This window comes from uncultured Gimesia sp., assembly GCF_963972345.1.
GTDB lineage: Bacteria > Planctomycetota > Planctomycetia > Planctomycetales > Planctomycetaceae > Gimesia.
Map to the genome: position 1 here is coordinate 20,587 of NZ_CAXAVM010000079.1, position 10,563 is coordinate 31,149.

Below are 10,563 nucleotides of genomic sequence, written 5' to 3' on the forward strand. Positions count from 1 at the left end.
TGCACGTCTTGAATCGTGAAATTCGTAGAATATCTCGTAACGCAGGCAGTTCCCGGGAAAAGAAGACAAATAGCTGTCCGGCACTTAAGTCATGATCCCGTTTTATTCTACAATATCCGGATACAAGATCTGAAATTGAGAAAATCATCCTTTTTCACGGGAGTTGTTTTATGGATTCGCAGAATGATCCCTCGGAAAACCGGAATCAGGCAGAAGCCCCTGATGAACAGTCCCTGCTCTGGCTGGAAGAGATTGAAGGCGCGCGTGCGCTCGACTGGGTGAAGGAGCAGAATGCGTCGACTTTGCAGGTGCTGACCACTGATCCGCGTTTTGCAGAATATGAACGAGATGCATTACAGATTTTGACTGCCTCCGATCGGATTACCTACGGAACCCTGCGGGGCGAATTCGTATATAACTTCTGGCGCGACGAGCAGCATGTCCGTGGCATCTGGCGACGAATGACTTTGCAGCAGTTCAGGCAGCAGTCAAAGCAATGGGAGGTCTTGCTGGATGTGGACCAGCTGGCGGAAACCGAAAAAGAGAACTGGATTTATAAAGGTGTCGACAGTCTCGGACCTGCTCACGAGCGTTGTATTATTGAGCTGGCACCGGGTGGCACGGATTCCGCCGTCTATCGGGAGTTTGATCTTCCCTCACGCACATTTGTATCAGATGGTTTCAACGTTCCGCAGGCCAAAACCAATCTCTGCTGGGAGAACCGCGATCAGCTGCTGATTGCGACTGACTGGGGCGAAGGGAGCCTGAATACGTCAGGTTATGCACGGATTCTAAAACGCTGGAAACGGGGAACCCCTCTGGCTCAGGCAGAAACTCTGCTGGAAACGGATGTCGAAGAAACCTTTATCTATCCGATCGAACTGGAGCATGCGGGGCAGCGCGTCTGTTTTGTGATGCGGGGCCATGACTTTTATCATTTCAGTTTTTACCTGGTGACCTCAAATGGAACTTTAAGTCAGCTGCCTCTTCCCAAAAAGTGCAGTCTGTCGGGATTGTTTGCAGGGCAATTACTGGTGGAGTTGAAAGAGGAATGGCGGGGCTTCGCAGCGGGAGCACTGATCAGCATCTCGCTCTCAGAATTTCAACAGACTGGTGAAATCAGGCAGGTTCTGACGGTATTCGATCCTGGGGAAACAGGTACGGTTTCACAGGTGCGCTGTGCGAAAGATGCCGTTTATCTAACGGGAATCCAGCATGTCTCCAGTCAGATCCGAGAATTTCGGATACAGGAGAACCAGTGGCAGGGACGACTGCTTCCCTGGGGCGAAAATGATGTGGTCTCAATCAGTTCCTCAGACAGCGGAAGTAATGACCTGCTGCTGGCCCGCGATGGCTTTCTGCAGCCGAGCAGCCTGTATTATGTCAATTTTTCGGAAGGCATTGATGAGCAGCTGCAAACCACGCCGGCGCGGTTTGATACCAGTGGCCTGACAGTAGAGAAACACTTTGCCATCAGTCGCGATAAAACAGAAGTCCCTTATTTCATTGTGTACCGGAAAGGGATGAAACTGGATCATAGTGCCCCGGTTCTGCAATACGGGTACGGTGGATTTGAAATCTCGATTCTTCCTCATTACAGCCCGATTATGGGAAAGTTATGGCTGGAAAAGGGGGGCGTCTATGTGCTCGCCAACATTCGAGGGGGTGGAGAATATGGTCCCCGCTGGCATGATTCAGCGTTACTCGAGCATCGACAACGGGCTTACGACGACTTTTTTGCTGTCGCAGAAGCGGTGCAGAGTAAGGGGTTCAGTTCCCCCAGACATTATGGTGCCATGGGACGCAGTAACGGGGGACTGTTGATGGGGGTTGCGCTCACACAACGGCCTGAGCTGTTCAATGCGATCGTATGTGGCGTACCTCTGCTGGATATGAAACGATTCAACAAGCTGCTGGCCGGTGCCAGTTGGATGGCCGAGTATGGCAATCCTGATCTTCCCGAGCAATGGGAGTTCATCAGTCAGTATTCTCCGTTCCACAATTTAAAGGCCGAGCAGGCTTACCCCAAAGTCTATTTTTTCACGTCGACCAAAGATGATCGTGTGCATCCCGGTCACGCTCGTAAAATGGCAGCCCGGATGGATCAGCTGGGTTATGAATTTTTCTATTACGAAAATATCGAAGGAGGCCACAAAGGGAATGCTAATCAGAAACAGGAAGCCATGCTCAGTGCGCTGGAATACCTGTATCTGATGCGACAGCTCTCCTGATCCTTGTTTGACAGGTGAAGCAGGATGTGTTTGGATAGAGCATGTTTCCTGTGCCACTTGCCTGAAAATCTTCTACCTGATCTTTACCACTTTGAGGTTTCTTTCCATGAGTTTTCGCCAGTTCCGTTTCATAAGCATCGTTTGTTCGCTGATCTGTTTTCACTGGTGCGTGTCGATTACCGCAGCTGAAAAAACAGAAGTCAAACGCCCCAATATTCTTTTGATCACAGCAGACAATCTGGGATACGGTGATCTGGGATGCTATGGAAATCGCGTCATGAAAACGCCGGTGCTGGATCAACTGGCGACAGAGGGTATCAGGTTAACGGATTTTTATACTGCGTCTCCCACCTGTACCGTTTCCCGGGCAACGCTGTTGACGGGCCGCTATCCGCAGCGCATTGGTTTAAATCACCAGTTGAGTGCGGATGAGAATTACGGCGACGGCCTGCGAAAAAGTGAAGTATTGATTCCCCAGTATTTGAAGCCACTGGGATATCGCACCGCCTGTTTTGGAAAATGGAATGTCGGTTTTTCGCCGGGCAGTCGGCCCACCGAGCGAGGCTTTGATGAATTTTTCGGGTTTGCTGCGGGGAATATTGACTATTACCATCACTATTACGCAGGCCGTCATGATTTGTGGCGAGGTCTGAAAGAAGTCTTTGTTGAAGGGTATTCGACAGATTTATTTGCTGATGCCGCCTGCCAATATATTGCAACCAAAAGTGACCAGCCCTTTTTTATCTATCTGCCTTTCAATGCTCCCCATTTTCCCAGCAAGCGAAACAAACAGCCGGGACAGGGGGATGAATGGCAGGCACCTGACCGCGCTTTCGAAAAGTATGGTTATGATCCTAAAACCAGAAATCCCCAAGAACGGTATCGAGCCGTAGTAACGGCGCTCGACTCGGCAATCGGACGCGTCTTAAAGCAACTGGATGAAAGTGGTCTCAGAGATAACACGATTGTGATCTGGTATTCAGACAATGGGGCATTCATGTTGAAAGACCGTGGTCTGGAAGTCGCCAGTAACAAACCATTGCGCGACGGCGGTGTTACTTTATGGGAGGGGGGAATCCGTGTTCCGGCGATCATTCGCTACCCCGGTCAGCTTAAAGCGGGTACTGTCAGTCAGAGTCAATTGATCAGCCTGGATATTCTGCCAACCCTGGTCACCCTCGCGGGAGGCGAGCTTCCAGCAGGTCGGATTCTGGACGGACAGGATATGTTACCGTTGTTAAAAGCACAGGCGGAATCGGAGCCGCGGACCTTCTTTTTCGAGTACCGCAATTTCAGTGCTGTCCGAAGAGGGAAATACAAGCTGCTCCGCGTCAAACCCGATCAGCCGTTCATGCTGTTCGATCTGGAGCAGGATCTGTCAGAAACGATGGATTTGGCTGAACAGCGCCCGCAACTCGTCAAAGAGCTACAGCAGGCCTATGCGGAATGGGAGCGCGAAGTCGCTGAGGAGCAATGACAGCGGAGTTAAAGCAGTACGGAAGCAGGATAACAGGGGCTGAGCCTGCCACTGGTTAGATCAGTGGTGGCTCTTCTCCGTTTTCCAGTTCGTGATTGAGTGACTCTTCAAAGAGCAGCTGGCGTTCTGAGAAACCCTCATCCAGCGTATGCCAGTAGGTCACATCATCTTCGCCGGACTTCCAGCAGAGATAGACTTCCTTGCCATTCCGAAGTGCGGGAAAGTTGACCACGCCGAGTGCAGGATCTTCCAGTTCAACGCCCAGTTCCCGGAGTTCGTTGATATAGGTTTCGAGCTGTTCGGTATCATTTTCGATATCGAGTTCAGCCTGCAGCAGTTCTTCGCTGTAAGCGGAGTCTTCGTCACGTGCGGAAGCGCCGGGAAGACGCTTGATCTCATTGATGCGTTCACGGCGATCATGCAGATTCTGGTATAACTCGACAATATCTCTGACAATCACCTGGACGAGTGGAAGACGAAGGTTGGCCTCTTCAGGTGTGAAAATCAGCTTTCTTTGTGCTTCAGCATTCATGATGAGACCTTTATTTCTTCTTGACAGTCTTCAATTCAGTCAGCTGGCGGCTTCACTTCACTGCTGATGATGACTGTAACTGGTTTTTCATATGTGTTGGGGAATTATAAGAGGATGTTCAGATTCGGCAAGGCTTCTCGGGTGAAGACCTTCTGAATTCTCCTCTTCAATTTCAATTGTTTTATTCCCCACTAATCTTACTGGTAAACTTGATGAGATGTTTGAGTTTTTCAAATACTTTTCCCTCATCAATCAATTGAGCGACTTTTTGAACAGCTTGCTTCAAATTTGTCGCTTGATCCGCTGCCAATAAGGCAGCTGCGGCATTGGCAACCACAATATCCCGCGCAGGACCCTGTTCACCATTCAGGATCTCAAGAATGATTTGAGCACTTTGTTCCGAGGAGTTGACGACCAACTGACTTACGTCACATTCAGGCAATCCGAAATCAGCAGCAGTCCATTCATGGTAACGTAAATCAGCCCCGGTTATTTCAAAAACGCTGGTTTTTCCCCAGAGGCTGACCTCGTCCAGTTCTCCGTTCCCACAGACAACCAATGCATGTTTTCGACCTAATTTTAACAGGGCTTGAGCTATTTTTTCTGCTGCCTGTACAGAATTCGCCCCCAGTAACTGGTATTCAGCCTGCGCCGGATTCGTTAAAGGGCCGAGGTAGTTGAAGATCGTGCGGATACCCAGTTCACGCCTGACAGGTGCGACATATTTCATTGCCGAATGTAACAGGGGAGCGAAACAGAAACCGATGCCCGTCTCTTTCAGGCATTGCCCGATTTGTTCAGGTGTCAGTTCCAGTTTCACACCCAGAGTCTGTAAAACATCCGAAGAACCACTGGAACTGGAGACACTGCGGTTTCCATGCTTGGCGACGGGGATCCCCGCTGCGGCAGCAACGAGGGCCACTGCTGTGCTGATATTGAAAGTATGCAACTGATCGCCGCCGGTTCCACAGGTATCCAGCAAACCTGTGCAGTCGGCAGGTATCTTCAGAGCCCGTTCCTGCATCGCCCGGGCCGCTCCGACCAGTTCTTCAGGTGTCTCCCCTTTCATGCGGAGTGCCGTCAATATCGCGGCAATCTGCACCTCGCTGCATTCACCCTGCATGATGGACGAAACGACTTCGTAAGCAGCTTCGCTTTCCAGGTGCTCTCCCTCAAGGATACGATTCAGCATTGTGCTGAGGACAGTAGACATCGTTGTATTTCCAGATTCTCAAAAGCGGTCTGTTCCAGTCACATTGCGGATTATAGCAAAAGCTGTTGTAAGAATCAGCCAACGCAGTGTTTGATTGACCGAAGTAATTCTATTTCCCTTCATTCTTCTTCTTTTTCTCACACTTGGAATCGCCGGAAAAATTGCTGACTTACTTGTTGGTACCGGAATGAAACTGGTACAATCAGACTCCAAAGACTGAGACAATCCAGTTGGTCTGCGAGTTCGCAGTAGATCATTTTACGAAACGACATACAGCGGGAGATTCCCATGCAGCGAAGCCGTTTTCTTTACTGCCTGTTGTTCCTGTCCCTGGCTCTGACAACCGTCAAAGCGGATGATGTGGAACAGCAGATTAAGCAAATCAAACAGGTTCAAAAAGAAGGTCAGGGGAATCAGGCGGCGTCTCAGGCCGTCCAGCAACTTTCCCAGGCGGACGCTGCTGCATTGATTCCGATTCTGAACAGTTTTGCCGAGGCCAATCCTCTGGCCGTCAACTGGCTATGTGGCGCGTTTGAAGCAGTCGCCTCCAATGCGATTGAACAGAAACAGTTACCGGTTGACAAGCTGGAAGCATTTGTGCTGGACAAATCAAAGCACCCCCGCGCCCGGCGCCTGGCCTATGAAACTCTGATCAAAGTCGATCCGGAAGCAACCGACCGGATTATCCCCGGCATGATCAACGATGCCAGTGTCACTTTGCGACGTGATGCGGTTCAACGTTTGATTGATGAAGCCAAGTCACTGGAAAAAGCAGGCAAGAAAGACGAAGCAAAACAGATTTATCAGCAGGCTCTCAGTGGAGCGACAGATGACGATCAGGTGAAAGCGATTGTGAAGCCACTGCGTGCCCTGGGCGAAAAGATCGATCTGCAGAAACACTTTGGCTTTCTGTCAAACTGGAAAATAATCGGTCCTTTCGACAATACCGGGAGAAAAGGCTATGACACGGCGTACGCACCGGAAGAGCAGCTCGATTTTGCTGCCGCTGTAGAAGGCAAAGACGGGATGGTGAGCTGGAAGTCAGTGAATACCGAGGATGATTACGGTATCTTCGATATTGCCAAAGAGATTTCTCCTTACAAAGAAGCAGTCATGTATTGTGCTGCGGACTTTTACAGCCCGGACGAACAGTCCCTGGAAATTCGACTGGGCACACCGAATGCCTGGAAGATCTGGGTGAACGGTAAACTGTTATTTGCCCGCAATGAATATCATCGTGGCATGGTGATGGATCAGTACAGTGTGCCGGTCACCTTTAAGCCGGGAAAGAATATCATCCTGCTCAAGCTCTGTCAGAATGAACAGACTGAAAGCTGGGCACAGCGTTATCAGTTTCAGCTGCGGATTGCCCGTCCTTCGGGAACGGGTGTGCTTTCGGAAAAACCGGAGGCGACCACACAACTGTCTCGCTGAATTTTTCCCATTTCTGCCGCCCTGTAAGCAGCTTTCCTGAATAGGATCAAGTCATGAAATATATATCGATTCAACTTTTAATACCGCTACTGGCTGTCAGTTTATGTTGTGGTGCTGACTGGCCTCAGTTTCGCGGGCCGCTGACAAACAATGTTTCTTTGGCGGACGCACCTCCGGGGAAAGTAGACCAGGGAAGTATTGCCTGGACTGCTGATTTGGAAGGGAGAGGTGCATCAGGCCCGATTGTTGTGGGAGACAAAGTCTTTCTGACCAGCACCACCGGGTTCAAGCAGGACCAGTTGCACGTACTCTGTTTCGATCTGAAATCCGGCAAGCAACTCTGGGACCGTCAGTTCTGGGCCACGGGTCGAACGCAGTGTCACAATAAAATGTGTGTGGCAACACCGACACCGGCCAGTGACGGACAGAGAGTGTTCGCGACGTTTTCCAGTAATGATGTGGTCTGTCTCGATCTGGATGGAAATCTGCTCTGGGTACGAGGCTTATCACATGATTATCCCAACGCCAGTAACAGTCTGGGGATGGCTTCTTCTCCGATTGTCGTAGGCGAAACTCTGATTGTACCCGTTGAAAACGACGATGATTCATTCACGACCGGCCTGGATGTGAAGACGGGAATTGCCCGCTGGAAAATCCAACGACCCCGAGTTGCCAACTGGACCTCGCCTGCAATACTGAAAGCCTCACCCGAGGCTGAACCCCTGGTTTTGTTACAGTCCAGCGAAGGCGTCGATGCGATCTACCCTCAAACCGGCGAAACCGCCTGGCAGTATGAAGACGGAGCAGGACGGATACCTTCGACGACAGTCGGGGAAAATACCCTGTTTGTCCCCTCGAATGGGTTAACGGCATTGACCCCTGGGTCCAGCAGTGAACCTCCCAAAGTATTGTGGTCCGAACAGAAACTGTCTCCTGCGACCGCCAGTCCTCTGGTCTATCAGAAGAAGGTCTTTACCGTGAATCGTGCCGGTGTGCTCACCTGTGCCAGTCCGCAGACCGGGGAAGTGATCTGGCGCCTGCGGCTGAAAGGTCCGTTCAGCGCAACCCCGATTGCTGCGGCCAACCATCTCTACCTGATCAGCGAAAAAGGTTTATTGCAGGTGGTTCAACTGGGGGAAGAGCAGGGGGAAGTGACAGGTGAAGTCGACCTCAAAGAAACCATTCTGGCAACGCCGGCAATTGCTGATGATTCACTGTTCCTCCGCAGCGATCAGCATCTCTGGAAAATTTCGTCCCGGTAAGTCGCGCTTGTTCTATTGTTGAGAAATAGACTGAATAAAGGAAACTCGGGTGTCACAACTGCTGGCTGTTGGACTGGGCGGCTTTATCGGAGCAATTGCACGTTACAGCATTACGGAATTCATGTCACGCAAATACCCCGGCTTTCCGGCGGGCACGCTACTGGTGAATGCCACAGGCTGCCTGTTGATCGGGATTCTGATGGCAGTGGTGACACACAGGCAGTTCCATCCTTCCGATCGGGTTCATGAGCATGTGAGCCTGTTTTTAATTACCGGGTTACTGGGATCACTGACGACTTTCTCCACCTTTGGACACGAAACCGTGAGCCTGCTGAGGAATTCCGAGTTGCATCATGCCCTGCTGAATGTCTCCGGCAACCTGATTGTGGGTTTCTTTGCTGTCTGGCTGGGCTGGACTTCGGTGATGTTCTGGCTGCAAAAATAGGACAGCAAAACAGGCTGCTCATTCTGTCTCTTTCCTGACAGGGGCGATCTCATATCGCCTGATTTCATTCGGTTCTTCCCCCTGTCTTTTCTCTGAACAACTTTCCCATTGTTAAGATTTTCTGATTATAACGATTAAGCTGCACTCCTGTGCCAGCCGATATATACCCTAACGGGGGGAATTCTGCCTGACCTGATTCAGGCAGGCAGAATCATTTTTCCCCTGTTTTGTGGTTTCTCAGCGGAGTTCGCTTGGATATGTCTTACTGGCTTCGACCTCTGCGTTTTCTGGCAGGTGCCTTCAGTGGCGCTTCTTCTCCCCGTCAGCTGGCTCTGGGATTCAGTATGGGGATGATCATCGGCCTGGTTCCCAAAGAGAACCTCACCTCCGTGCTGCTGCTGTTTCTGCTGGCCAGCCTGAAAATCAACCTCAGCTCTGCTTCACTGGCAACGCTTCTGTTTTCCTGGTTGGCACTGTTGCTGGATCCACTGAGTCATTTGATCGGTCACAGTGTACTGCTGGCGGCACCAATGCAGGGAGTATGGCGCTGGTTTTATGAACTGCCTTTAGCGCCCTGGACTGATTTCAATAACACGATCGTCATGGGCAGCCTGATCCTGGGGCTGCTGCTGTTTTACCCGACCTATCGTTTGACTCGTCCGTTGTTTGAAAAATATACGCCATTGCTGGCAGCGAAACTTCAGAAATATCGGATTGTGCAGATCCTCTGGGGTACTGAAGCAGGCGTCGTGGCAGGGGAAGTCGCATGAAATGGAATTATCTGTTCCCTCGACTGGCACTGGCGGGAATCATCTGGAGTTTTTTCGCATTTGCTTTTGATCCCCTGGTACGTTCGGCTCTGGTGCAGGTCGGAAGCGCACTGACAGGAACTACGGTTGATGTCTATGATCTGGAAACCGGTTTCTTTCCACCTTCGATCAAGACGGGGCCCGCTTGTATCGTCAGTCCCCGTGATCACAAAAGTTATCTGGCCTGTTTTGATCAGATGCAGTTGAAATTTTCCGGTAAGCCTTTGTTGCATCGCAAGCTGATCGTTGAAACAGCGTCGATCTCCGGATTGGAATTGTTCGTTCCCCGGGATCTGACTGATGAAGCGACTACGGTGCCTCAGGATTCTGCTGACTCTGGACGCAGCGTCAATTTTGGGAGATTCCGACGACTCTCCAGTCAACTGGGACAATCCGGACTGGATATTTTGAAAACAGCGGCAGCAGAACAGCTGGATCCGGATCGCCTGGAAACCGTGCGTGTTTCCAAAGCCATCGAGGGAGAATGGAAGCAGCGTTTTCAGGCTTATGATACGCGTCTCCAGCAGGTCAAGCGGGAAATTGATTCGGTTGAGAACTCGGTCAAAACAGCGGAAGGTAAAACGCTGGATAAAATTAAGACTTATGCCCAGTCTGCTGAACGCGTGGATCAACTGGTCAACGAGGGCAAGCAGATCCGTAATGAATTGAACTCGCTTCCGCAAATTGCCCAGCAGGATTATCAACGAATTGAACGGGCCAAAGAACAGGACCTGGCAAATCTGGATCGTTTACTCGACTCTGTTTCGCCTGATCCCCATAAAATCCTGCATACCCTGGTGGGAGATGAGATATCTCAACAGATTGAGCAGGTCTTTGGCTGGACGAATTTCATGTTCCAGACCGTGCAGGTCATGAAGGATGAGCAGGAGCCGGAGCGGATTCAGGGAGAATGGATCGATTTTCGCAGTGATGTGAATGCTCCCGATATTCTGTTTAAAGACCTTCGCATTTCGGGCTTTGCCCGCAGGAACCAGGCACGCATTCCCTTTCTGGCGGTCGTCAAAGAACTCTCCTCTACCCCCAGACAATATCAGCAGCCGATTCGAATTCAGGCCCAGATCGACGGGCAGGCGGAAATCAAAGTTGCCGGAGAATTGAAATATTATGAAGACGAACCCGCTCATGAATTTGTAGTACTC

At 50.7% G+C, this 10,563-nt stretch carries 9 protein-coding genes; 7 read left to right on the forward strand and 2 right to left on the reverse strand.

Annotation, left to right across the window (positions count from 1 at the left end):
* Positions 1-170: 170 nt before the first annotated feature.
* Together AACZ40_RS14650 and AACZ40_RS14655 are read left to right on the forward strand one after the other, a co-directional pair.
* Positions 171-2,231 carry a prolyl oligopeptidase family serine peptidase gene (locus AACZ40_RS14650; protein ID WP_291171569.1) on the forward strand — a complete coding sequence of 687 codons (2,061 nt, stop codon included), beginning with the start codon at positions 171-173 and terminating at the stop codon, positions 2,229-2,231.
* Positions 2,232-2,337: 106 nt separating this feature from the next.
* Positions 2,338-3,708: a sulfatase-like hydrolase/transferase gene (locus AACZ40_RS14655; RefSeq protein WP_291171572.1), complete on the forward strand. Its 1,371-nt coding sequence runs from the start codon at positions 2,338-2,340 to the stop codon at positions 3,706-3,708.
* 55 nt (positions 3,709-3,763) lie between these two features.
* Here the strand turns inward: AACZ40_RS14655 and AACZ40_RS14660 are convergent, their stop codons facing one another.
* Both AACZ40_RS14660 and trpD read right to left on the reverse strand, forming a co-directional pair.
* A complete protein-coding gene (locus AACZ40_RS14660) occupies positions 3,764-4,240 on the reverse strand; it encodes a DUF2203 domain-containing protein (RefSeq protein ID WP_291171574.1) in 477 nt (158 codons plus the stop codon).
* Positions 4,241-4,421: 181 nt separating this feature from the next.
* Positions 4,422-5,453 carry an anthranilate phosphoribosyltransferase gene (gene trpD / locus AACZ40_RS14665; protein ID WP_291171577.1) on the reverse strand — a complete coding sequence of 344 codons (1,032 nt, stop codon included), beginning with the start codon at positions 5,451-5,453 and terminating at the stop codon, positions 4,422-4,424.
* A 288-nt stretch (positions 5,454-5,741) separates the two neighbouring features.
* On the opposite strand from trpD, the gene AACZ40_RS14670 reads away from it, so the two are divergent.
* The 5 genes from AACZ40_RS14670 to AACZ40_RS14690 all read left to right on the forward strand — a co-directional run.
* Positions 5,742-6,887, forward strand: a complete 1,146-nt coding sequence (locus AACZ40_RS14670) for a hypothetical protein (RefSeq protein WP_291171579.1) — start codon at positions 5,742-5,744, stop codon at positions 6,885-6,887.
* A 53-nt stretch (positions 6,888-6,940) separates the two neighbouring features.
* Positions 6,941-8,149: a PQQ-binding-like beta-propeller repeat protein gene (locus AACZ40_RS14675; protein ID WP_291171582.1), complete on the forward strand. Its 1,209-nt coding sequence runs from the start codon at positions 6,941-6,943 to the stop codon at positions 8,147-8,149.
* Between the two features lie 49 nt (positions 8,150-8,198).
* On the forward strand, positions 8,199-8,594 hold the full coding sequence (gene crcB / locus AACZ40_RS14680; protein WP_291171584.1) for a fluoride efflux transporter CrcB: 396 nt from the start codon (positions 8,199-8,201) through the stop codon (positions 8,592-8,594).
* Positions 8,595-8,851: 257 nt separating this feature from the next.
* Positions 8,852-9,364 carry a TIGR03546 family protein gene (locus AACZ40_RS14685; RefSeq protein WP_291171587.1) on the forward strand — a complete coding sequence of 171 codons (513 nt, stop codon included), beginning with the start codon at positions 8,852-8,854 and terminating at the stop codon, positions 9,362-9,364.
* The coding region (locus AACZ40_RS14690) for a hypothetical protein (protein WP_339674817.1) at positions 9,361-10,563 on the forward strand (1,203 nt) is incomplete at its 3' end. The genes AACZ40_RS14685 and AACZ40_RS14690, both read left to right, overlap by 4 nt.

Excerpts from the sequence above, each read along its gene's own strand:
- AACZ40_RS14650 (WP_291171569.1), top strand. The coding sequence starts at position 171 with ATGGATTCGCAGAATGATCCCTCGGAAAACCGGAATCAGGCAGAAGCC.
- AACZ40_RS14655 (WP_291171572.1), top strand. The coding sequence starts at position 2,338 with ATGAGTTTTCGCCAGTTCCGTTTCATAAGCATCGTTTGTTCGCTGATC.
- AACZ40_RS14660 (WP_291171574.1), bottom strand. The coding sequence starts at position 4,240 with ATGAATGCTGAAGCACAAAGAAAGCTGATTTTCACACCTGAAGAGGCC.
- trpD (WP_291171577.1), bottom strand. The coding sequence starts at position 5,453 with ATGTCTACTGTCCTCAGCACAATGCTGAATCGTATCCTTGAGGGAGAG.
- AACZ40_RS14670 (WP_291171579.1), top strand. The coding sequence starts at position 5,742 with ATGCAGCGAAGCCGTTTTCTTTACTGCCTGTTGTTCCTGTCCCTGGCT.
- AACZ40_RS14675 (WP_291171582.1), top strand. The coding sequence starts at position 6,941 with ATGAAATATATATCGATTCAACTTTTAATACCGCTACTGGCTGTCAGT.
- AACZ40_RS14685 (WP_291171587.1), top strand. The coding sequence starts at position 8,852 with ATGTCTTACTGGCTTCGACCTCTGCGTTTTCTGGCAGGTGCCTTCAGT.